Source organism: Sinorhizobium sp. 6-70 (assembly GCF_030124375.1).
Lineage (GTDB): Bacteria > Pseudomonadota > Alphaproteobacteria > Rhizobiales > Rhizobiaceae > Sinorhizobium.
The window spans coordinates 377,143-398,441 of the sequence record NZ_JASKLS010000004.1 but is presented as its reverse complement, the minus strand read 5'-3'; the positions used below and the strand labels follow the sequence as shown (position 1 = coordinate 398,441).

At 62.8% G+C, this 21,299-nt stretch carries 18 protein-coding genes, 1 other RNA gene and 1 pseudogene; 5 read left to right on the top strand and 15 right to left on the bottom strand.

What is annotated here, in order from left to right:
- Nucleotide 1 precedes the first annotated feature (1 nt).
- From ftsW to QN222_RS11525, 14 genes and pseudogenes are all read right to left on the bottom strand, one after another.
- Entirely contained in the window at nt 2–1,156 is a 1,155-nt protein-coding gene (gene ftsW, locus QN222_RS11590) for a putative lipid II flippase FtsW (RefSeq protein ID WP_283965285.1), read from the bottom strand.
- Nucleotides 1,157–1,221: 65 nt separating this feature from the next.
- Nucleotides 1,222–2,613, bottom strand: a complete 1,392-nt coding sequence (gene murD / locus QN222_RS11585) for a UDP-N-acetylmuramoyl-L-alanine--D-glutamate ligase (RefSeq protein ID WP_283965286.1) — start codon at nt 2,611–2,613, stop codon at nt 1,222–1,224.
- A gap of 7 nt (nt 2,614–2,620) precedes the next feature.
- Nucleotides 2,621–3,721: a phospho-N-acetylmuramoyl-pentapeptide-transferase gene (mraY, locus tag QN222_RS11580; protein WP_225165836.1), complete on the bottom strand. Its 1,101-nt coding sequence runs from the start codon at nt 3,719–3,721 to the stop codon at nt 2,621–2,623.
- Nucleotides 3,722–3,963: 242 nt separating this feature from the next.
- Nucleotides 3,964–5,397 carry a UDP-N-acetylmuramoylalanyl-D-glutamyl-2,6-diaminopimelate--D-alanyl-D-alanine ligase gene (locus QN222_RS11575; RefSeq protein ID WP_283965287.1) on the bottom strand — a complete coding sequence of 478 codons (1,434 nt, stop codon included), beginning with the start codon at nt 5,395–5,397 and terminating at the stop codon, nt 3,964–3,966.
- Between the two features lies 1 nt (nt 5,398).
- Nucleotides 5,399–6,859, bottom strand: coding sequence for a UDP-N-acetylmuramoyl-L-alanyl-D-glutamate--2,6-diaminopimelate ligase (locus QN222_RS11570; protein ID WP_284005443.1), 1,461 nt, complete (start codon nt 6,857–6,859; stop codon nt 5,399–5,401).
- A gap of 66 nt (nt 6,860–6,925) precedes the next feature.
- Complete coding sequence (locus QN222_RS11565) at nt 6,926–8,671, bottom strand: penicillin-binding protein 2 (RefSeq protein ID WP_283964572.1); 1,746 nt, start codon at nt 8,669–8,671, stop codon at nt 6,926–6,928.
- Entirely contained in the window at nt 8,671–9,054 is a 384-nt protein-coding gene (locus tag QN222_RS11560) for a hypothetical protein (protein ID WP_283964571.1), read from the bottom strand. Before QN222_RS11560 ends, QN222_RS11565 begins: the two co-directional genes overlap by 1 nt.
- A 6-nt stretch (nt 9,055–9,060) precedes the next feature.
- The gene (rsmH, locus tag QN222_RS11555) at nt 9,061–10,086 is read right to left on the bottom strand and encodes a 16S rRNA (cytosine(1402)-N(4))-methyltransferase RsmH (RefSeq protein WP_283964570.1); all 1,026 of its coding nucleotides are present in this window, start codon (nt 10,084–10,086) and stop codon (nt 9,061–9,063) included.
- 14 nt (nt 10,087–10,100) lie between these two features.
- Nucleotides 10,101–10,541: a division/cell wall cluster transcriptional repressor MraZ gene (mraZ, locus tag QN222_RS11550; RefSeq protein WP_153437367.1), complete on the bottom strand. Its 441-nt coding sequence runs from the start codon at nt 10,539–10,541 to the stop codon at nt 10,101–10,103.
- 404 nt (nt 10,542–10,945) lie between these two features.
- Nucleotides 10,946–11,344: RNase P RNA component class A (rnpB, locus tag QN222_RS11545), an RNA gene on the bottom strand.
- A gap of 76 nt (nt 11,345–11,420) precedes the next feature.
- Nucleotides 11,421–11,581, bottom strand: a pseudogene (locus QN222_RS11540) (FAD-dependent oxidoreductase); the annotation flags it as partial.
- A gap of 222 nt (nt 11,582–11,803) precedes the next feature.
- Nucleotides 11,804–12,337 (bottom strand): lytic transglycosylase domain-containing protein, encoded by a 534-nt coding sequence (locus tag QN222_RS11535; RefSeq protein WP_283964569.1) that lies wholly within the window; start codon nt 12,335–12,337, stop codon nt 11,804–11,806.
- Between the two features lie 228 nt (nt 12,338–12,565).
- Entirely contained in the window at nt 12,566–13,330 is a 765-nt protein-coding gene (locus QN222_RS11530) for an N-acetylmuramoyl-L-alanine amidase (protein ID WP_283964568.1), read from the bottom strand.
- A complete protein-coding gene (locus QN222_RS11525; RefSeq protein WP_283964567.1) occupies nt 13,327–14,034 on the bottom strand; it encodes a DnaJ family molecular chaperone in 708 nt (235 codons plus the stop codon). Before QN222_RS11525 ends, QN222_RS11530 begins: the two co-directional genes overlap by 4 nt.
- Nucleotides 14,035–14,358: 324 nt before the next feature.
- Here QN222_RS11525 and QN222_RS11520 point away from each other — a divergent pair, with 324 nt between their 5' ends.
- From QN222_RS11520 to QN222_RS11510, 3 genes are all read left to right on the top strand, one after another.
- Complete coding sequence (locus QN222_RS11520) at nt 14,359–15,573, top strand: pyrophosphate--fructose-6-phosphate 1-phosphotransferase (RefSeq protein ID WP_283964566.1); 1,215 nt, start codon at nt 14,359–14,361, stop codon at nt 15,571–15,573.
- 191 nt (nt 15,574–15,764) lie between these two features.
- Nucleotides 15,765–16,394 carry a LysE family translocator gene (locus QN222_RS11515; protein WP_283964565.1) on the top strand — a complete coding sequence of 210 codons (630 nt, stop codon included), beginning with the start codon at nt 15,765–15,767 and terminating at the stop codon, nt 16,392–16,394.
- Nucleotides 16,395–16,510: 116 nt separating this feature from the next.
- Nucleotides 16,511–17,557, top strand: coding sequence for a lytic transglycosylase domain-containing protein (locus QN222_RS11510; RefSeq protein ID WP_283964564.1), 1,047 nt, complete (start codon nt 16,511–16,513; stop codon nt 17,555–17,557).
- 108 nt (nt 17,558–17,665) lie between these two features.
- On the opposite strand, the gene QN222_RS11505 is transcribed toward QN222_RS11510, so the two are convergent.
- On the bottom strand, nt 17,666–19,033 hold the full coding sequence (locus tag QN222_RS11505; RefSeq protein ID WP_283964563.1) for a serine hydrolase: 1,368 nt from the start codon (nt 19,031–19,033) through the stop codon (nt 17,666–17,668).
- A gap of 178 nt (nt 19,034–19,211) precedes the next feature.
- On the opposite strand from QN222_RS11505, the gene QN222_RS11500 reads away from it, so the two are divergent.
- Together QN222_RS11500 and QN222_RS11495 are read left to right on the top strand one after the other, a co-directional pair.
- On the top strand, nt 19,212–20,462 hold the full coding sequence (locus QN222_RS11500) for a DUF3419 family protein (protein ID WP_283964562.1): 1,251 nt from the start codon (nt 19,212–19,214) through the stop codon (nt 20,460–20,462).
- Nucleotides 20,459–21,136, top strand: a complete 678-nt coding sequence (locus tag QN222_RS11495) for a class I SAM-dependent methyltransferase (protein ID WP_283964561.1) — start codon at nt 20,459–20,461, stop codon at nt 21,134–21,136. Before QN222_RS11500 ends, QN222_RS11495 begins: the two co-directional genes overlap by 4 nt.
- Nucleotides 21,137–21,299 lie beyond the last annotated feature (163 nt).

Genomic DNA, 21,299 nt, shown 5'->3' with positions numbered 1-21,299 from the left:
CTTACTCCGCCGGCATTCCGACACCGGATCGAAAGAGGCTACGCTCCACGGCGCGCTTCTCCGGCCGATGCCGGGTCAATGCCAGGACGAAACCGGCCGTCACGCAGATCGCCACCATCGAGGAGCCGCCATAGGAAATCAGCGGCAGGGTCATGCCCTTGGCCGGAAGCAGTTCGAGGTTCACGCCGATATTGATCATCGACTGGATGCCAAGTTGCAGCACCAGACCGGCAACGGCAAAGCGGTTGAAATCGTTCCGCTCGCGGAAGGCATGGCTGAGACCACGCATGACCAGGAAGGAGAAGATCAGCACGATGACCATGCAGAAGACGATGCCGAACTCTTCCGCCGCGACCGAGAACACGAAGTCGGTGTGGCTGTCGGGGATGATGCGCTTGACGACACCCTCACCCGGGCCGCGACCGAACCAGTCGCCGCGAATGATCGCTTCGCGTGCCGTGTCCACCTGGAAGGTATCGCCCTCGCCGGTCAGGAACCGGTCGATACGGCCGGCAACGTGCGGCAGCATGGTATAGGCGACGAAGAAACCGCCGACCGCGGCGCCTGCAAGCACGATAATCCAGAGCCACGGCATGCCGGCCATGAAGAACATGCCGCCCCAGACGGCCGTGGTCAGGATGGTCTGGCCAAGGTCCGGCTGGGCGACAAGAAGCGCGCCGACGATGCCGAAAAGCAGGATGGCGAAAAGATTGCCTGGGATTTCCGGCTGCCGCGCGTGCTCGGAGAAAAGCCAGGCGCAGACGACCACGAAGGCCGGCTTCATGAATTCCGAGGGCTGGATCGAAATGCCGGCGATCGATATCCAGCGCAACGAACCCTTGACCTCCTGACCGACGAAGAGCACCAGCACCATCATGCTGAGCGAGACGCCGAGCAGGATGATCGCTGCGCGCCTGACCTGGCGCGGCGAAAGGAAGGAGATGCCGACCATCACCGCGAGCGACGGCAAGAGGAACAGCGCGTGACGCTTGACGAAGTGGAAGCTGTCGAGGCCGAGCCGTTCGGCAACCGGCGGGCTGGCAGCGAAGGAGAGCATGAAGCCGACGCCCATCAGGAGGATGAAGGTCGCCAGAAAAAACCTGTCGATCGTCCAGAACCAGTCGGCCACGGGGCCACGTTCGGCTCGGCTTACCATCTGTCTGTCCCCTTTTCCGGCGCAGATCTGCGCCAACGTCAATCGTTCAGGCCCGACTCCGCCCGTCAGACGAGCATGTTCACGCCCTCGAGTGCTGCCACATGCCCGACAAAGGCATCTCCACGCACCTCGAAATTCTTGTACTGGTCGAAGCTTGCGCAAGCCGGGGAGAGCATCACGGCCGAAGGCCCGCCCTCGTCCCGTGCCGCATCCGTCGCCGCATGGGCGACGGCCTTTTCCAACGTTCCGGAAATCTCGTAGGGCACGGTGTCGCCGAGCGTCGCCGCAAAGGCCGGTGCGGCTTCGCCGATCAGATAGGCCTTGACGATCTTCGGGAAGAACGGCGCAAGCGACGTGATGCCGCCCTCCTTCGGCAGACCGCCGGCGATCCAGTAGATCCGATCATAGCTCGACAGCGCCGGCGCCGCGGCGTCCGCATTGGTCGCCTTGCTGTCGTTGACGAAGACGACGTCACCTTTCTTCCCGACCGGCTGCATCCGGTGTTTCAGGCCCGGGAAACTGCGAAGCCCATCGATGATGTCCTTCTCGTCGACGCCGACCGCAAGGCAGGCCGCAATCGCCGCAGCGGCATTCTGGGCGTTATGTCCGCCGCGCAGCGTCTGGATCCCTTCAAGGTGTGTGAACAGCGAAGACGTGCCGCCGCTGGCGCGCATCAGTCGCGAGCCTTCGGCATAAAACCCGTCGGCAAGCACTTGCCGGCGCGAAATGCGCACGACCCTGGTCCCGGCGCGCTCCACCCGGTCGGCGATCAGGCTGGAGAAGCTGTCGTCGACGCCGACGATCGCCGTGCCGCTTCCGGCCACCAGCCGCTCCTTGATATTGGCATAGTGCTGCATCGTGCCGTGCCGGTCCAAATGGTCCGGCGTCAGGTTGAGCAGCACCCCGGCCGTGGACTCAAGCGTCGGTGCAAGATCGATCTGATAGGAGGAGCATTCCACCACATAGAAACGCCCGGCCTTCGGCGGATCGAGCGTCAGCACCGCCGTACCGATATTGCCGCCAAGCTGGGTGTCGCGCCCGCTTTCCTTGAGGATATGGGCGATCAGCGCCGTGGTCGTCGATTTGCCGTTGGTGCCGGTGATGGCGATGAAGGGACAATCCGGGGCATGCACCCGGCGCTCACGCACGAAGAGTTCCACGTCGCCGATGATCTCGACGCTGGCCTGGTGAGCCAGATCAACCGTCCAATGCGGCTTCGGATGCGTCAGCGGCACGCCCGGAGAAAGCACGAAGGCGGCAAAGGCGGACCAGTCGACACCACGCAGGTCGGCCGTCGGAACCCCCGCGGCCGCGGCCTTGGCGACGCTCTCGGGATTATCGTCCCAGGCAACGACCTCCGCCCCGCCCGCGACCAGCGCTTGCGCCGTCGCGAGGCCGGAACCGCCGAGCCCGAAGAGTGCGACCTTCTTGTCCTTGAATGTGGTGACCGGGATCATCGCGCACTCACCTGAGCTTCAGCGTCGAGAGGCCGATCATCGCGAGGATGACGGCGATGATCCAGAAGCGGATCACCACCTGGCTTTCCGTCCAGCCCTTCTTCTCGAAGTGATGGTGGATCGGCGCCATAAGGAATACGCGGCGGCCGGTACGCTTGAACCAGAACACCTGGATGATCACCGACAGCGTCTCCATGACGAAGAGACCGCCGATGATGATCATTACGACTTCATGCTTCGTGGCGACGGCAACCGTGCCGATGAGGCCACCCAGCGCCAGAGAGCCTGTGTCGCCCATGAAGATCGCGGCGGGTGGCGCGTTGAACCAGAGGAAGCCGAGGCCCGCGCCGATAACGGCGCCGAGGATCACGGCGAGTTCGCCGGTGCCCGGCACGAAATGGATCTGCAGATAATTGGCGAAAACGGCGTTGCCCGCGAGATAGGCGATGAGGCCGAAGGCGGCGGACGCAATCATCACCGGCACGATGGCAAGGCCGTCGAGACCATCGGTCAGGTTCACGGCATTGCCCGCGCCGACGATGACGAAACCGCCGAAAAGCACGAAGAAATAGCCGAGATTGAGCATCAGGTCCTTGAAGAAGGGGAAGGTCACCGAGGAACCGAAGGTGGAGCCGGCGGTCCCCGCCGAAAGCGCCGCCTGCATCATGAAGAATACGGCAATCGCGGCGATCACGAATTCGATGCCAAGGCGCGCCTTGCCCGAAAAGCCCTTGTCCGACTGCTTGGTCACCTTGAGATAGTCGTCGTAGAAGCCGATTGCGCCGAAGCCGAGCGTCACCAGAAGAGTCGAAACGACATAGACGCTGGAAAGGTCGGCCCACAGCAGCGACGAGACGACGATGCCGGCGAGGATCATCAGGCCGCCCATTGTCGGCGTGCCAGCCTTCTTGAAGTGGGTCTGCGGACCGTCGGCACGGATCGGCTGGCCCTTGCCCTGGCGGATGCGAAGCGATGCGATCATCGCCGGGCCGAACAGGAAGACGATCAGGGCGGAAGTGAAGAGAGCTGCACCCGTGCGGAAAGTGATGTAGCGAAAGAGATTGAAAAATTGAAAGTGGTCCGCCAGTTCCACGAGCCAGATCAGCATAAGGGACCTTTCCCCAAAGGTTTAGAATCGGACATCGTCCAACAGAATCATCTGAAAGACGTTACCCGCTTGTGGTCGACTATGTTAAGGCCATATCCCCTGGCCGAAGGCGGTATCCACCAGCGCTGCAGCGCCGTGCGTCCTTTCAGGCGCACAAAGATTGCTGCAGCACTTCCAATCACCGCATGTCTTTTCCTTGGATCGGTTCGGACTAAGGAGACATGCAGTGGTGGCAACGCCCGCTATACTTCCCCGCCCCTCGCCGCCTCTTCCGGATAGGCGTTGAGAAGCGCCTGAACGATTCTCGCGCAGCCGGTTCCCTTGGACGACTTGACCATCACCACATCGCCGGCGGCAACCGCCGCGAGTGCGTAATCCGTGAGATCGTCGACGGCCTCGCGATAAACGACCGAAACCTCCGGCGGCAGAGCGTCGCGCAGATTAGCCATCTCGGGCCCCGCGAGCCAGACGTCGGCAATGCCGGCCTCAACGATCGGCCCGGCAAGAGCGGCATGAACATCGGCGGCCTGCTCGCCCATCTCCAGCATGTCGCCAAGGATCGCGATCCGGCGTCCGCCGACGGGCGGTTCGGCGTCGCGCAGCAGCGAGATCGCGGCGCGCATCGAGGCCGGGTTGGCGTTGTAGCTCTCGTCGATGAGCGTCAATCGACCCGCGCCGACCTTCAGACGGTGCTGCAGTCCCCTGCCCTTTTCCGGCCGCATTGTCGCAAGCGAAGCCAGGACCTGATCGAGATCGGCGCCTGCGAGCTTCGCCGCCGCGATCACGGCCAGCGCGTTCTCGGCGATATGGCGCCCCGGAGCGCCGATCGCGACTTCCAGCGTCCTGCCGCCAATCCCCGCCCAGAGCACCGACCCTTCCGACCGACCAGTGAATTCGACCAGCCGGAACTCGGCTTTCGGATTGGCGCCGAAGGAATGGATGTAACTCACCCCGGCAGCACCGGCGGCACGCTCCAGGAGGGTATATTGCGGGCTGTCGATATTGAGGACGGCGTGGCCGCCTTTGACGACCCCTTCGAAGATCTCCGCCTTTGCCGCTGCGATCTCATCAAGACTTTCGAAATTGCCGAGATGGGCCGGTGCGATGCTGGTGACGACCGCCACGTGCGGGCGCACCATCTTCGTCAGCGGTCGGATCTCGCCCGGGTGATTCATGCCGACCTCGAAAATGCCGAAGTCGGTCGCCTCGGGCATCCGCGCCAGGGTCAGCGGCACACCCCAGTGATTGTTGAACGAGGCAACGGAGGCGTGGACCCGGCCGAGCGGGGACAGCACATGCCTCAGCATTTCCTTCGTCGTGGTCTTCCCGACCGACCCGGTGACGGCGATAACCTTTGCCGCACTGCGATCGCGCGCGGCGCAACCGAGGCGGATCAGCGCCTCCAGCACGTCATCGACAACGATCATCGGCGCGATCAGCCGGCCGAGGGCGGGAATCTTGCCTTCGCTGACGACAAGGAGGGCGGCTCCATTGGCAAGCGCGATCCCGGCATAGTCGTGGCCGTCGACGCGATCGCCCTTGATCGCGAAAAACGCCTCGCCCTTATTGATCGTTCGGCTGTCGATCGAGATGCCTGCAATGCCCTCTGGCAGATTTCCGACCGGACGGCCGTTCATCGCAGCCAGAAGATCGCTGCTTGTCCAGAGCCAGCTCAAGTCACAGCCCTCCCAATGCCTTGCGTACTTCCTCATGATCCGAGAACGGCAGCGTCACAGAACCGATCGTCTGCCCTTCCTCATGTCCCTTGCCGGCGACGATCAGCGTGTCGCCGGTTTTCAGCATCCCGACCGCCGTGCGGATCGCCTCGGCGCGGTCGCCGATTTCGGTCGCGCCTTTGGCCGCAGCCATGATCTCGGCGCGGATGACCTCCGGCACTTCCGAGCGCGGGTTGTCGTCGGTGACGATGACCACGTCGGCAAGCCGGGTGGCGATCTCGCCCATGATCGGCCGCTTGCCCTTGTCCCGGTCGCCGCCGCAGCCGAACACGATAATGATCCGGCCGGTGGTGAAAGGCCGAACCGACGTCAGGACATTCTCCAGCGCATCCGGCTTGTGGGCGTAATCCACATAGGCGAGCGCGCCGTCCTTCGTGTGCCCGACGAGTTCCAGGCGCCCGGACGCGCCCTGCAATTTCTCGAGCGCCGAGAAGGCGGCCTTGGCGCTGATGCCGGTGGACATGGCGAGGCCGGCTGCAACCAGCGCATTGGCGATCTGGAAGTCGCCGGCAAGCGGCACGTGGATTTCAAAGATTTCGTCGCCGACATGCACCTCTGCCGACTGCTTGTGGCGGAAATGCTCGACGCGCTTCAACGTGATGAATTCGCCCTTGCGTCCGACGGTGCGCACGTCCTGGCCCGCCTTGCGGGCGGCGCCGATCGCCTGGTCCGACCATTGGTCGTCGGCGAAGATCACCGCCGGCGCGCCCGTGGGCAGGAGGTTGGAGAAGAGGCGCATCTTCGACGCCATGTAGTGTTCGACCGTCGGATGATAGTCCATGTGGTCGCGTCCGAGATTGGTGAAGGCGGCGGCGGCAAGCCGAACGCCGTCGAGCCGGCTCTGGTCGAGGCCGTGGCTCGACGCTTCCATCGCCGCGTGGGTCACAGCGGCATCGGCGAGTTCCTTAAGCAGCTTGTGCAGCGAAACCGGGTCCGGGGTGGTCAGCGATCCGTAGTCGTTGCGGCCCGGCGCCACGACGCCGGTCGTTCCGATCATCGCGGCAGAAAGGCCTGAATGCGCCCAGATCTGCCGGGTAAAGGAAGCGACGGAGGTCTTGCCCGCCGTCCCGGTCACCGCCACCATGGTCTCCGGCTGGCGACCGTAGAATGCAGCTGCAGCCTTCGCTAGGAAACGACGCGGCTCCGACAGTCCGAAGACCGGCACGCCGGCCTCGGCAACCGCACCAGCCACCGTGACCACAGCCGCAGCGCCGCGCGAAAGGGCATCGGCGATATAAGCGGCACCATTCGCCTTCGTCCCGGCGACGGCGACGAAAAGGTCGCCTGGCTTGACCTGCCGGCTATCGGCCGTAATCCCGGCGATCTCGATATCCGAGGAAACGCCCTTCAGTTGCGCCGAAAGTTCCGGGAAAGCGGCTCCCGCCAGGTCCTTGATCTTCATGAACTGCATGTCTCGCATCGATATCGATCCGCCGGATCGCGAATCGTTCGCATTCTCATTTCACGGTCAATAAGACACAAGCAAGGCAGAACCGTCTTCTCCAAATTTCGGTTCGACACCGAGAAGCGGCGCGGAGCGGCTGATGATGTCGCGCACCATCGGCGCTGCGTTGGAGCCCGCGGTCCGCCCGCCACCTTCCCCGGTCTTCGGCGCATCGATGAAGGTCAGCACGATGTATTTGGGGTTGTCGATCGGGAATGCGGCGAGGAAGGCGTTGAAGTTCAGGTCATGGGCGTAACGGCCGTTGACCACCTTATCGGCCGTACCGGTCTTGCCGCCGACGTTGAAACCGGGAACGAGCGCCCGTTTGCCCGAGCCGGCAATGCCGTTCCAGCGAAGCAGGAAGCGCATGTCTTCGCTGGTGCTTTTCTTGACGACCGCAGTCGCGAGCTCGTTTGCCTGCTCCTCCGTGCGCGGCAGGAAGGTCGGCGGAATGAGCTTGCCGCCATTGACCAGGGCAGCCCCGGCAACCGCCGTCTGCAACGGCGTCGTGGAGACGCCGTGGCCGAAGGAGATGGTGATCGAGTTGATCTTCTTCCATTCGCGCGGCTGGGACGGTGTCTTGACCTCAGGAAGTTCCGTCGGCAGCTTCGACAGGAGCCCGATGCGCGTGAGGAATTCCTTATGCCCGGGAATGCCGATCAGGTCGGCGATCTTGGCCGTGCCGATGTTCGAGGAGTACTGGAAGATCTCCGGCACCGTCAGCACGCGGCGCTTGCCGTGAAAATCCTTGATGGTGAACCCGCCGATGCGGATCGGCGCCGACGCATCGAAGCTGTCGTTGAGGGTCACCTTGCCGGAGTCGAGGCCCATCGCGATCGTGAAAGTCTTGAAGGTGGACCCCATCTCGAACGTGCCGTTCGACATGCGGTTCATCCAGCCTTCCTCGGCGCCTTCGGCTGGCTTGTTCGGGTCGTAGTCCGGAACCGAGGCCATTGCCAGCACTTCGCCGGTGTGGACATCGAGCACGACCGCGCCGGCGGCGATCGCCTGGAAATTCTTCATGCCGGCTTCGATCACGTCGCGCACGATGTTCTGGACGCGCACATCGATCGAAAGCTTGACCGGCTCGAGTTTGGCATCGCTGGTCATGCCGATCGCCGCAAGATCGGCAAGGCCCTGGCCGTCGATATAGCGCTCCATCCCGGCAACGCCGCGGTTGTCGATATTGACATGACCGAGGATATGGGCGGCGGTCGGGCCGCCAGGATAGAAGCGCCGCTTTTCCGGGCGGAACCCGACGCCGGGAATGCCGAGCGCCAGGATTTCGCTCTGCTGCTTCGGCGTCAGCTGCCGGCGCAGCCATTGGAAACGCGACTTCGATTTGAGCTTGTTGTAGATCTCGCGGGCGTTGAGATCGGGCAGAACCGTCGCCAGGCGCTCCACTGCTTCGTCGGCATCGACGATCTTGTGCGGCTCGGCATAGAGCGACACGGTGCGGATGTCGGTTGCGAGGATTTCACCGTTGCGATCGAGAATGTCGGGGCGCGAAGCCATCAGATTGTCGGCGCGCCCGATCGACGAAACGGTCTCCGGCTGCGCCATGCCGTACTGCACCAGCCGCCCGCCGATCACCGCATAGACGATTCCGAAGCTGGCAATGACGATCGCCACCCGGTTCTTGGCCTGGCTGGCGCTCTTCTTGCGCGCTCCCTGGATCGTGACCTTGACCCCATCGGATGGCCGGTTGTTGCCGCCCGCCGAGAAATGCGCCTTGCTCTTCAGCACCATGATACGGGAGAGAAACGACATCAGCGCGCCACCGATCCTGTTGCTATACCATCTGTCTTGATGACGGCGGCAACGCCGTCGTCAGCCCCCTTGTCGCCTTCCGGTTGCGGCAGATCCGCTCTCAGCATCGGCAATTCCTCGGGCCGCGCGAGTTGCGTCGAAGGGGTCGGCGCGAGTTGCAGGTCGGCGGCGAAGGCGCCCACGAGCCGCTCGAGCCGGTTCGGCTGTGTCAGCAGCGCCCAATCCGCCCTCAAGAGATCGATCGTGTCTTCCTCGAGCTTGATGGCGGCGTCGAGCCGGCGAACTTCTTCGCGCTTGTTCTCGGCCTGATGCTTGATCGTGTAGGTGACCGTAGCGGCTGCCGTCATGACGACGATCAGGACAATGTCGAGCGTTCGCAGCATCTTCTCTTAGCCCCCCAGTTTCGCAAGGCTCGCCAGTTCCGGCAGATTGAAAATGGACAGATCGTTTCCCGGCGACGGGGCCTCCGTGCGGATGCCGGCCCTGAGCTTGGCGGACCGGGCACGCGGATTGCGGGACGCTTCTTCCTCACTGGCCGCAATCATAGGCTTGCCGACTGGCGTGAAGGTTGCGGCGCGTGCAGCAACCATCGGCAGATGGCGGGATCCTGCCGCCTTGCCGGACCGGTCCTGGAAGAACGTCTTGACGATCCTGTCTTCGAGAGAATGGAAGGTGACGACGACAAGGCGCCCGCCGGGCTTCAGCACCCGCTCGGCAGCAAAAAGCGCATTGGCGAGCTCCCCGAGCTCTTCGTTGACGAAGATGCGCAGCGCCTGAAAGACGCGGGTCGCAGGATGGATCTTGTCCTTGGCCTTGCGCGGCGTCACGGTCTCGATGAGGCCCGCGAGGTCGCGCGTCGTTTCGAACGGCGCCTCAGCGCGGCGTTTTTCGATGGCGCGGGCAATGCGGCCCGCCTGCTTCTCCTCGCCGAGGAAGCCGAAGATGCGGATGAGATCGGAGACCTTGGCGCGATTGACGACATCGGCGGCAGAGACGCCGGAAGCCGACATGCGCATGTCGAGAGGACCCTTCTTCTGGAAAGAAAAGCCGCGCTCGGCCTCGTCGATCTGCATCGAGGAAACCCCGATATCGAGCACGACGCCGTCAAGGCCTTCTGCCGGCGCATGTTCGGCGAGTTCCGAAAAACGGGAATGAACGAGCTTGAGCCGCCCCTCGGAGGCAGCGACAAGAGGCTGACCTGCGGCAATCGCCGTCGGATCGCGGTCTAGCGCGACCACGTCGGCGCCCGCCGTCAGGATGGCGGCCGTATAGCCGCCGGCACCAAACGTGCCATCGAGAATGATCTTGCCAGGCGCAGGTTCGAGGGCAGCGAGCACCTCGGTCAGCAGGACGGGAATGTGACGAACCGGTCCGCCGTCGGCTTCAGAATCTCCGCCGCCTTGATCCGTCACCATTCCGCCTCTCCATTCTATTCCGGACGCAACCCCCGTTGCTTGCGCCCTTCCCGGGCCTCCGCCTGCGCCCTCGCAAACGCCTGCGGCTCCCAGAGCTGAAAATGATCGCCCCGTCCGACGAAGGTCACGTCGGTCGAGATGCCGGTGAAGTCGCGAATAAAATCCGTCACCATCAACCGGCCCTCCGGGTCGAGCTTCACAAAGACGCCGCCCCCATGAACGAGGAGCGACATCTGGTTGGCGACATCCGAAAACGGATCCTCTGCCGCCATCTGCTTCTCGAACCGGTCCAGAAGCTCCGGCCCACCGACGCTGATCGCCGGAAAGACGAAGTCCTGAAAGCAGTATAACTCCCGGACGCCCCCATCCGAAAGCACGGCGCGGAACGCCGAAGGCACGGACACCCGCCCCTTTGCATCGATCCGGTTCGTAGCATGTGACAAGAAGCGGTTCATGACGCGAAACGGCCGCCTCCGACTGACGGGCCACGATCATCGGCCCGCGCGAACACTTGCCTGCGCGCGCAAAAGACCCCCGCCGGACACAAGCATGCCCGCCCGACCCTTCCGAGGAAGGAACCTTGGAATTTTGCGATAGTGGGCCACGACGCGGCCCTTGCGCAGTACCATTATGGGATAACATGGGACCATATGGGCGTCAATGGGAGAAGCCTTGCGGATGATCAAATATTGATAGGTTGTTAAGTTTAACAAAGGGTTACGATCGGGATCCTAATCCCTTGGAATCCCGCGTGAAACCGCACGGCAGCAGCAATGGTCGCGGGAGGCGTTCGACTGCTGATTCGCTTGAGAAATGGCGCTCCGCTTGAAATGGCGGCTGCGAGTAGCCCTGGAAGAAAAAAGCCAGTTGGCCTGTAAGCCGGGTTCTGTATGGCCCCGCCCCCGAAGGAACGGGACGTGGCAGCCATTCATCTGGGACTGCGCTTGCGCGCAGCCTCTTGCAACCCACCCGGATGACGCGCCTGGAAACCGGCTGGACGCTTGCGCGCCCGTGTCATCCCTATTCGGTCTTGCTCCCGGTGGGGTTTGCCGTGCCGTCCATGTTGCCATGTCCGCGGTGGGCTCTTACCCCACCCTTTCACCCTTACTCCGCGAAGCGAAGCGGTTTGCTTTCTGTGGCACTTTCCCTAGGGTCGCCCCCGCCGGACGTTATCCGGCACCGTGTTTCCGTGGAGCCCGGACTTTCCTCCCCCCGCGGCCTTTCGGCACTTGCGGGGCGCGGCTGCCCGGCCAACTGGCAGAGGGTCCATAACCCGCCAAGACAGCAAGCGCCAGAAAAATCGGCGATTTCATGCTTTGCCTAGCCGGTTCTGTTCAGCGATACAAAACCGCAAAGTCGGTTTCGTATTCGGGGCATCAATGCGCCCCTTGAGGACGAGCGCGGCACCGAGTCGGCCGATCTCGTCGGAACTCTTCGCGGCGTGTCCATTGCCGCCGGTGACGACAACGCTGCGATCGCTGGCAAAACCGATATAGGATCGACGACAGCGAAATCAAAGCTTTCCGACATGACAGTCCCCGATGGCTCCCGTCGCCGGGAATAACATGCCGCAAACACAAGGCACCGAATTCCTTCGGGAATTAACGGTATGCCGGAACGCGAGACCTTTCCGGCAATAGCCTTGGACCGGGATCGATCCAAGGCTAATCATGTGTCCGTCATGTTCAGTCGGGGAGGCCCACGGACGATTCAGCCCTTAGTTCAGGATGCTCTGAACCTTGCCGCAATAGCGCTTCGACACCGGGTTCATGCGCGTGGCGGCGTGGCCGGCATTGTATTTCAGGATGGTGCCGCAGGTTGAGCCGTCCGAAAGCTCCTGCGCCTTCGCCAGATACATCATGCCGAACTTGATGTTGGTTTCCGGATCGTAGAGGCCCTTGGCGGAACCGGAATAGCCCATCATGCGGGCAGTGGCGGGCTTGATCTGCATCAGGCCGATCTCGCCGGAGCTGCCACGCGCATCCGGGTCGAAGTTGCTTTCGATTTGAACGACGGCGTGAGCGAGGCCGGCGGGGACTCCAAATTGCTTGGCGTAGGACTGGATGAGGATCGTATATTGCGAACCCGTCGACAGGGATAGGTCAGGCTTCGGATAACCTGTTGTTCTGGTCACTGACTGAAGCGAAGAGGTCTTGATGGTTTTGTCGACATCCCCTGCATACGACATACCCATCCCGGCGAAGGACATGCCAAAGCATGCCGCCACCGCAGCAACAGACGATATTCTCATTTAGTTTGAAGTCTCCGGTCTGGGGAACTGCTCGCAGCGGCGCACCCCGCCGCCACGACCGAATTTCCCGATCGTTTTTATTGACAAAAGAGCGGCGCGGTCGCGCTGCATCCCCTGCAGTTGATGCAGGGAAAATGAAGGGGCCATCATGGTAAACATGTGGCAACACAAAAAAATCGCGCAGGAAAATGGTGAGCGCGCTAAATTAGCGCCCCCAAAAATCGTCGCCTAAACGGCGGGATTCGGCAGGGCGGAAAGCAGGCGGTGAAGCGTGTCGATGGTCGAAACATCGGCGATTCCATCCACCCTCGCCTGGCGGAAATGCCGTTGGAATGCGGCCACCGCGCCTTCTGTCTTCTCGCAGAAATCGCCTGTTACTTCAATACCATAACCGTAGAGGGACAACAGAGACTGGATCGCCTCGATCGGCTGCCCCCGGTCGCCGCGCTGGAAAAACCGGCCGCCGCCGACCGGCGCCGGTTCCACCCAGTGGCCGACCCCCTTGGCGTGCAGCACGTGCCAAGGAAATTTTTCTCCCGGATCGACCTTGCGAATCGGTGCAACATCGCTGTGCGCAAGGACCCTTTCCGGGGCGATGGACCAGCGCTCGCCACAGTCCCGACACAATTCGGCGACCGCTTCGATCTGTGCTTCAGGGAAGTCCGGCAACCCGCCCGGATGGCCGGCATTGGCGATCTCGATACCGATCGAACAGGAGTTGATGTCCGCCTCGCCCTTCCAGAAGCTCTTGCCCGCGTGCCAGGCACGCCGCTCCTCCGCGACAAGCTGGTCGATCCGGCCGTCCTCATGAACGAAATAATGGCTGGAGACCTGGCTTTCCTCGCGGCAAAGCCAGTCGAGGGCCGAAGCGGCGGTCTCCATGCCGGTATAGTGCAACAGGATCATATCCGGGTTGCGCCCGGCGGCCCGCTCGCCATGATTGGGCGACGAGAGCAGGCGGGCACCGGGAAAGTCGCATGTCTTCGCTGTCATGCCGCGCGGCGTTCTCTTTCGATCGCCTCATAGGCTGCGTTGAGCGCGGCCATGCGATCGTTGGCGATCGCGTGAAATTCTTCCGGCACGCCCCGCGCCACCAGCATGTCTGGATGGTTCTCGGAGACGAGCACGCGATAGCGCCTGCGGATCTTGGCGAAATCGTCCTTCGGCGACACGCCCAGAACCTCATAAGGATCGCGGCCCGTGAGATGGACATGGCGCGCCATGATGCGGTGGAAATGCTCCTCGTCCATCTTGAAGATCTCCGCGACCCGCATGAGGAACGCGAGCTCCTTCTCATGCAAGGCGCCATCGGATTTCGCGATATGGAAGAGCCCGTCGATGATGTCCTCGAGGATCGGGCAGTTCTTTTCGCAGGACGAGCACAGCGACGCCATCTTTTCGGCATAGGCCTCATAGCCCGCAACGTCCTGACGCGCGAGGTTGTAGAGACGCGCAACGTTCTGCGCCTGGTCCGCGGGAAATTTGAAGATATCGCGGAAGGCGGCAACCTCGGTCTCGCTGACGATACCGTCGGCTTTCGCCATCTTCGCCGAAAGCGCGATCATCGCCACCGAGAACGCGACCTTGCGCCGTGTTTCCGGGTCCCCTTCAAAGAGGGTGCGAACGGCCTCGACCACGCCCGCGAGCGCATTGCCTGTGGCCGTGACGATTTTCAGCAGGCTGTCCCAGAATGACATATGTGCGATTTTTCCCTGTCCACCATCCAGCATGATCTGATGTGGTGGCAAATTGCAAGCGGCCGATCGCCGGAAACACCACGGATGACGTACTTGTGATGGCCCCTCAATAAATCATATAGCCGTAAATCTCAACCTATTTCGAAGTATAGTCGCGTCGACGAGTCGACGTCGGACGGCATGGGCTTTTTGAAGGATCCACAGGCCTGTCATTTAACTTCCATCGGATTTGCGCTAGACCACGATGTCCTTGAATGAGCAAGGATCATGAACATGACCGGCTCTGCTGAGCCGTTGCCAGTGCCGAATCGCCGAGGAGGAACCATGGCCAAGAAGAAAGTCGCAATGCTGACGGCGGGCGGGCTTGCCCCCTGCCTTTCATCCGCTGTCGGCGGCCTGATCGAACGGTACACCGACATCGCGCCCGACTACGAGCTCGTCGCCTACCGTTCCGGCTATCAGGGCCTGCTTCTCGCCGACCGTATCGAGATCACCAGGGACATGCGCGAGAAAGCGCATCTGCTCCATCGCCACGGCGGTTCGCCAATCGGCAACAGCCGCGTCAAGCTTACCAACACAGCCGACTGCGTGAAGCGCGGTCTCGTCAAGGAAGGCCAGAACCCGCTTCGGGTCGCCGCCGAGAGGCTGGCGTCGGACGGCATCACGATCCTGCATACGATCGGCGGTGACGACACCAACACGACCGCGGCCGATCTCGCCGCCTATCTCGGTGCGAACGGCTATGACCTGACGGTCGTCGGCCTACCGAAGACGGTCGACAACGACGTGGTGCCAATCCGCCAGACGCTCGGCGCCTGGACGGCGGCCGAATACGGCGCGCGCTTCTTCGACAATGTCAGCAACGAGCAGAGCGCGGCGCCGCGCACCCTCGTCGTCCACGAAGTGATGGGCCGCCATTGCGGCTGGTTGACGGCAGCAACCGCGCGCGCCTACATCCAGATGGCCGAAGACAAGGAATATGTCGACGGCTTCATGATGAACGCGCAGCTGAAGAACATCGACGGCCTTTACCTGCCGGAGATGAAGTTCGATCTCGAGGCCGAGGCCGAGCGCCTGCGCAAAGTCATGGACCGCGCCGGCTTCGTCACCCTGTTCGTCAGCGAAGGCGCATGCCTGGACGCGATCGTCGCCGAACGCGAGGCGGCGGGCGAAACGGTCAAGCGCGATGCTTTCGGCCACGTGAAGATCGACACGATCAACGTCGGCAACTGGTTCTCGAAGCAGTTCGCCGCCCTTCTCGGCGCCGAACGCTCGATGGTGCAGAAGTCCGGCTACTACGCCCGCTCCGCGCCCGCCAATGGCGACGACCTGCGCCTGATCCAGAGCATGGTCGACCTCGCGGTCGAAAGCGCGCTCAACAAGGTCTCCGGCGTAACGGGCCATGACGAGGACCAGGGCGGCAAGCTGCGCACGATCGAGTTCCCGCGCATCAAGGGCGGCAAGCATTTTGACCCGTCCGCGAAATGGTTCGGCGACGTCATGGACGTCATCGGTCAGAAGTGGCAGGCGGCGGACTAGCATGATTCCTCAAATCGGAATCGATTTGAGGAAAAAATCATGCAGCAATTCAGAGTGCTACAGCGACCTTTGCGCGTCCCGAAGGACGCGCGGCGCTGGAAGCGGCACCCATAATTGCAGTTGACGGCTTCGCGCTTGCGTGGCTCCCTCCCGGTTCTTTCCAGGAAGCCATTCAAGCGCGGAGCCTTTTCATGTCCTTCGAACACTGGTTTGCCTTTGCGGCCGCGTCGGCGGTGCTGCTCGCGATCCCCGGCCCGACCATTCTTCTCGTGATCTCCTACTCCCTCGGCCACGGCCGCAAGACTGCCGGCGCGACCGTCGCCGGCGTCGCCCTCGGCGACTTCACCGCCATGACCGCCTCGATGCTTGGCCTTGGCGCCCTGCTCGCTACGTCGGCCGCCATCTTCACCGTCTTGAAATGGGTCGGCGCCGCTTACCTCGTCTGGCTCGGCATCAAACTCTGGAAGGCACCGGTCGGTGGCGAAGAAGCCGATAGCGCGGCTTCGGCGGAAAGGCCGCGGCGCATCTTCCCGCACGCTTATGCCGTCACCGCTCTCAATCCGAAGAGCATCATCTTCTTCGTCGCCTTCCTGCCGCAGTTCCTCGATTTGTCGCGGCCGCTCTTTGCCCAGATGGCGATTTTCGAGGCGACGTTCCTTATGCTCGCGACACTCAATGCAGCGCTTTATGCCTTTCTCGCCGCGGCCGCCCGAAACACGATCCGCAAGCCGAATATTCGCCGCGTGGTCAACCGCACCGGCGGCTCGCTGCTGATCGGTGCTGGCCTGCTGACGGCCGGTCTGAAACGGGCTGCGCCGTGAAAATCTCCCACGCGCTTGCCGCAACTGACGGCATAGGTTAATGGAGATTCAAGCGCGGTGGTTGGCATCCACTGATTTGCGGGGGCTACGGGGCCCAGAAGCACGAAAGTGACACTATGGCTGTATTCCGTATCTCCCTTACAAAACGGGCATTTACTGCCGCTGCCCTGGCATCGGTGGCCATTGCCTCGGGGTGCTCCACGGTCGAGCATACGTCGCTTGAAGAACTCACCGCCGTGCAGACAGTCACCCCCATCGCGAAGCCCGGAACAGAAATGACGGCCTATGCCCTGCCGACACCGGACGGAGCGGCGACCGTAGCTTCGACAGCCCTTGCTTCTCAAACGACCCCCGGTGAGACGACACCAGGCGCAACCGCGACGGACGCCGCCGCGGCGTCGACGACAACCATGGTGGCAACCGCAGCGACGGAGACCTCTCCGATAGCGGCGACCGCGACAATGCCGGCCAGCGATGCAACGCTGGCCTATGCCGCTCCCCAGAGGGTTGCGATTCCGACCGCCAAGCCGGGTCAGGCATTCGAAGTGGCGATGGCAGGGCCGGCCACATCGGCCGAGCTTGCAGAAAAGCCCGCCGCCGCCGCGCCCGCAACCGTGCCCTTCCTGGGGGTTGCCGCGGCCATGGAATCGGATTTCGACACGGGCGAGCCGGTCGGCCTCGAAACGCTGGTCGCCAACCGGATGATCGTTCCGACGGCGCGGCCGAACACCGGCGTGATCGGCTCTGCCGTCGGCGCCGTCGCAAGCGTCATCCCCGACTCGCTGAAGTTCTCAAAGACGCCGACCAGCTCGCGTCCGGAACTCGACCGGCTGATCAAATATTATGCGGAGCTGAACGGCATTCCGGTGGAGCTCGTGCACCGGGTCGTCAAGCGCGAGAGCAACTACAATCCCCGCGCCTACAGCAAGGGCAACTTCGGCCTGATGCAGATCCGCTATAACACCGCCAAGGGTCTAGGTTATGAAGGCCCGGCCGAGGGTCTGTTCGACGCGGAAACCAATCTCAAATACGCGACCAAGTACCTGCGCGGCGCCTGGATGGTGGCCGACAACCAGCATGACGGCGCCGTAAAGCTTTACGCCAGCGGCTACTACTATCACGCCAAGCGCAAGGGCCTGCTAGACGAGCTCGATATGCGCTAGAGCGGGATGAGGAAAAGTGTGTGCGGTTTTCCGCCCGCATCCCGCTCCAAATGATTTAAGCCCTGGGCGTCGTCCGGCAAACAGCGTGAAACTGATGTCCGAGGGCGCTCAATCGAGCGCCTCTATTATTTTCGCATTCAGCTTCTGCACGTCGTAGCCGGTGCGCGACGGTGTGAGACCGAGGCGGACGACCGCGAGCCGCAGTGACGGAACGAGCATGATCGCCTGTCCGTCGTGCCCAAGCATCCAGAACGTATCCGGCGGGAAGTTGCCTGTGCCGGCGCGGATGCCGTTTTCCTGCAGCCACACCTGTGCGGAGCCATAATCGCCGCCGGACGCCGCCGATGGCGTGCGCATGAAGGAAACATAACCCTCCGGCAAAATCCGCCTGCCCTTCCAGCTTCCGTCATCCAATAGAAACTGCGCGAAGCGCGCCCAGTCCTGCGCCGTCGCATACATGTAGGAGGAACCGACGAAGGTGCCGCTCGCATCCGTTTCCATCACGGCGCTCGTCATGCCGAGCGGGGCGAAGAGCGCCTTGCGCGGATAAGCGAGCGCTTCGGCCGGATCGTCGAACGTTCGCATCCACAGCTGGGACAGAAGATTGCTGGTGCCGCTCGAATAGCGGAATTTCTTGCCCGGCTGCATGTCCAGCTGCTTTGACGCCACGAAGCCGGCCATGTCGCTTTCGAGATAGAGCATGCGCGTGACGTCGGTCACGTCGCCATAGTCCTCGTTGAACGCGAGCCCGCTCTGCATCGCCAGGAGATCGGCGAGCTTGATCCGCGACCGATCATCGCCGCTCCAGGCTGGCAGAAGATCGCTGCGGGCGACGTCCATCTTCCCCTCCCCGGTCCGCAGGCCGATCAGGGCCGCAGTCACCGATTTCGTCATCGACCAGCCGAGCAGAGGCGTCCCCCGATCGAAGCCAGGGCCATAGGTCTCGGCCACCAGCCGGCCGTCTCGCACGACGGCGATCGCCCGTATGCCGGAACCCGCCAGGCCGGCATCCTCGATGACGCTCTGAATCGCCGGATCTATGTCGGCTTTGCTGCCGTCTGGCCAGCCGATAGCCGCGTCGTGAGTCCCTATGGCTCCGGTCTCAGCCCCTGTCCCCGTTGCCGAACCCGCAAGCGCCTGCGCGCCGCTGTCATCGACATTGGTACAACCATATCCCGGCCTATGGACCGCTCGGCCGGGCGCGGCAAAGCCGAATATGCGCGCCGTCACGCTCTCCTTTTCCCGATCGACCGAGACGCGGACGAACTTCAAGAGCGGATGGCCGGGCGCCTGCACGTCCTCCGCAAGAACCGCTTGCGGATCGCGTTTGGCAAGGAAGACATTGGAGCAGACGATCTTGGCGGCATAGCCGTCGCCCACCTTCAGAAGCTCCGGCGGGAACAATGCCAGCCATCCGCCGATCCCCGCAAGACCGACGACCACCGCTCCGGCGATCGCCTTCAGCAACCGTTTCATGCGCGTCCTCCCGGCTCCCGGACCGTCACGTCTCCGCACGCGCGGCAGTTACGAGAGAAACAGGATTCCGGCGAAAGGAAAAGCCCTCGGAAGCCTCGCGGCTGTGCGAAACCCCGTCATCAAAGTGTAGCGGAGTCACTTTAGAAGCGGCTAAGTTTCAACTGGATGACAGGCAAAGATGACCGAACTCGCCCCCGACGCCGGCTTTGGCAGGAAGAATCCAAAGCTGAAAAGCGCGCTGCTGCAGCACAAGCCCCTCTCCCTCGCCGGCCTGTCGGAACGCCTGTTCGGGTTGCTTTTCTCGGGGCTCGTCTACCCGCAGATCTGGGAAGATCCGATCGTCGACATGGCGGCAATGCGGATCCGTGCCGGACACCGCATCGTGACGATCGGTTCAGGCGGTTGCAACATGCTGACCTATCTCTCCGCCGGCCCCGCCCATATCGATGTCGTCGACCTCAATCCGCACCATGTCGCGTTGAACCGGCTGAAACTCGCCGCCTTTCGCCACTTGCCAAGCCACAAGGACATCGTGCGCTTTCTTGCCGCGACAGACACGCAGTCGAATGTGCAGGCCTTCGACCTTTTCCTCGCTCCTAACGTCGACGCGACGACCCGCGCCTACTGGAACGGCCGGGCGCTCGACGGACGACGCCGCATCGGCGTCTTCGGCCGCAACATCTATCGCACTGGCCTTCTCGGCCGTTTCATCGCCGCCAGTCATCTGCTCGCCCGTCTCCATGGCATCAACCCCGAGGAGTTCGTCCAGGCCCGGTCGATGCGCGAACAGCGCCAGTTCTTCGACGAAAGGCTCGCGCCGCTGTTCGAGCGTCCGGTCATTCGCTGGATCACCAGCCGCAAGAGCTCGCTTTTCGGTCTCGGCATCCCGCCGCAGCAATTCGACGAGCTCGCGAGCCTGAGCGATGAGAAATCGCTGGCCGCGGTGCTGCGCCAACGCCTTGAGAAGCTCACCTGCCACTTCCCGCTTCGCGAGAACTATTTCGCCTGGCAGGCCTTCGCGCGGCGCTACCCGCTGCCGCATGAAGGCGAGCTGCCGGCCTATCTGCAAGCCGAGAACCACGAAGCGATCCGCGATCATGCCGACCGCGTCGAGGTCCACCACGCAAGCTTTACCGAATTGCTGGCCCGCAAAGCGGCTTCGTCGGTCGATCGTTACGTCCTGCTCGACGCGCAGGACTGGATGAACGATCGGCAGTTGAACGACCTTTGGACGGAGATCACGCGCACCGCCGACAGCGGCGCCGTGGTGATTTTCCGCACCGCCGCGGAAGCGAGCATCCTGCCGGGCCGCGTCTCCGCGGCTCTGCTCGACCAGTGGCACTACGATGCCGAGGCGTCCACCAAACTCGGTGCGGAGGACCGTTCGGCCATCTATGGCGGCTTCCACGTCTATCGGAAGAAAGCATGAGCGCCGCCCAGCCGTCGGAAAACAACCACGCGCGCCTGATGGACCAGATGTATCGCTATCAGCGCTACATCTATGACTTCACGCGGAAATATTACCTCTTCGGACGCGACACGCTGATCCGAGAGCTCAACCCGCCGGCGGGCGCCTCGGTGCTCGAGGTCGGCTGCGGTACAGGCCGTAACCTCGCCATGATCGGCGAACTCTATCCCGGTAGGCTCCTCTTCGGCCTCGATATTTCCGCGGAGATGCTTGCGACCGCGAGCGCAAAGCTTCGGCGTCAGGGCTTGTCGAGTGTAGCACTACGTGTCGCCGATGCGACGAATTTCACGCCCACCGCCTTCGACCAGCCGGGCTTCAACCGCATCGTCATCTCCTATGCGCTGTCGATGATTCCCGAATGGGAGAAGTCTCTCGACGCCGCGATCGCCGCGCTCAATCCGGGCGGCTCGCTTCATATTGCCGACTTCGGCCAACAGGAAGGCTGGCCCGGCGGCTTCCACCGCCTGCTCCAGGCGTGGCTGAAGCGCTTTCACGTGACCCCGCGCGAGACGCTTTTCGAGGTCATGCGCGAGAAGGCGAAAACAAACGGCGCAACGCTCGAATTGAAGTCGATCGGCCGGGGATATGCCTGGCTCGCCGTCTATCGCCACCCGGATCGAAACGGCGCCCGATAGCATTTTGCGTGGCCCGGCGGGCGCCCGCTCGCGCCAGCGAATGTTTGCCCGCTCGCCGCTGCCGCAATTCCCGCTTGAGCTAACTCAATTTTTACGATGATATGGTGAAAATGGGGCACGCCTCCGAGGGGAAAATCACCATCATGAAAGCCATCGCGTGAGG

Excerpts from the sequence above, each read along its gene's own strand:
- QN222_RS11520 (WP_283964566.1), top strand. The coding sequence starts at position 14,359 with ATGGCCAAGAAGAAAGTCGCAATGCTGACGGCGGGCGGGCTTGCCCCC.
- ftsW (WP_283965285.1), bottom strand. The coding sequence starts at position 1,156 with ATGGTAAGCCGAGCCGAACGTGGCCCCGTGGCCGACTGGTTCTGGACG.
- QN222_RS11565 (WP_283964572.1), bottom strand. The coding sequence starts at position 8,671 with ATGTCGTTTCTCTCCCGTATCATGGTGCTGAAGAGCAAGGCGCATTTC.
- QN222_RS11500 (WP_283964562.1), top strand. The coding sequence starts at position 19,212 with ATGACCGAACTCGCCCCCGACGCCGGCTTTGGCAGGAAGAATCCAAAG.
- murD (WP_283965286.1), bottom strand. The coding sequence starts at position 2,613 with ATGATCCCGGTCACCACATTCAAGGACAAGAAGGTCGCACTCTTCGGG.
- QN222_RS11495 (WP_283964561.1), top strand. The coding sequence starts at position 20,459 with ATGAGCGCCGCCCAGCCGTCGGAAAACAACCACGCGCGCCTGATGGAC.
- QN222_RS11535 (WP_283964569.1), bottom strand. The coding sequence starts at position 12,337 with ATGAGAATATCGTCTGTTGCTGCGGTGGCGGCATGCTTTGGCATGTCC.
- QN222_RS11560 (WP_283964571.1), bottom strand. The coding sequence starts at position 9,054 with ATGCTGCGAACGCTCGACATTGTCCTGATCGTCGTCATGACGGCAGCC.
- mraY (WP_225165836.1), bottom strand. The coding sequence starts at position 3,721 with ATGCTGATCTGGCTCGTGGAACTGGCGGACCACTTTCAATTTTTCAAT.
- QN222_RS11505 (WP_283964563.1), bottom strand. The coding sequence starts at position 19,033 with ATGAAACGGTTGCTGAAGGCGATCGCCGGAGCGGTGGTCGTCGGTCTT.
- QN222_RS11510 (WP_283964564.1), top strand. The coding sequence starts at position 16,511 with ATGGCTGTATTCCGTATCTCCCTTACAAAACGGGCATTTACTGCCGCT.
- QN222_RS11530 (WP_283964568.1), bottom strand. The coding sequence starts at position 13,330 with ATGACAGCGAAGACATGCGACTTTCCCGGTGCCCGCCTGCTCTCGTCG.
- QN222_RS11570 (WP_284005443.1), bottom strand. The coding sequence starts at position 6,859 with ATGAAGATCAAGGACCTGGCGGGAGCCGCTTTCCCGGAACTTTCGGCG.
- rsmH (WP_283964570.1), bottom strand. The coding sequence starts at position 10,086 with ATGGTGACGGATCAAGGCGGCGGAGATTCTGAAGCCGACGGCGGACCG.
- mraZ (WP_153437367.1), bottom strand. The coding sequence starts at position 10,541 with ATGAACCGCTTCTTGTCACATGCTACGAACCGGATCGATGCAAAGGGG.
- QN222_RS11515 (WP_283964565.1), top strand. The coding sequence starts at position 15,765 with ATGTCCTTCGAACACTGGTTTGCCTTTGCGGCCGCGTCGGCGGTGCTG.
- QN222_RS11525 (WP_283964567.1), bottom strand. The coding sequence starts at position 14,034 with ATGTCATTCTGGGACAGCCTGCTGAAAATCGTCACGGCCACAGGCAAT.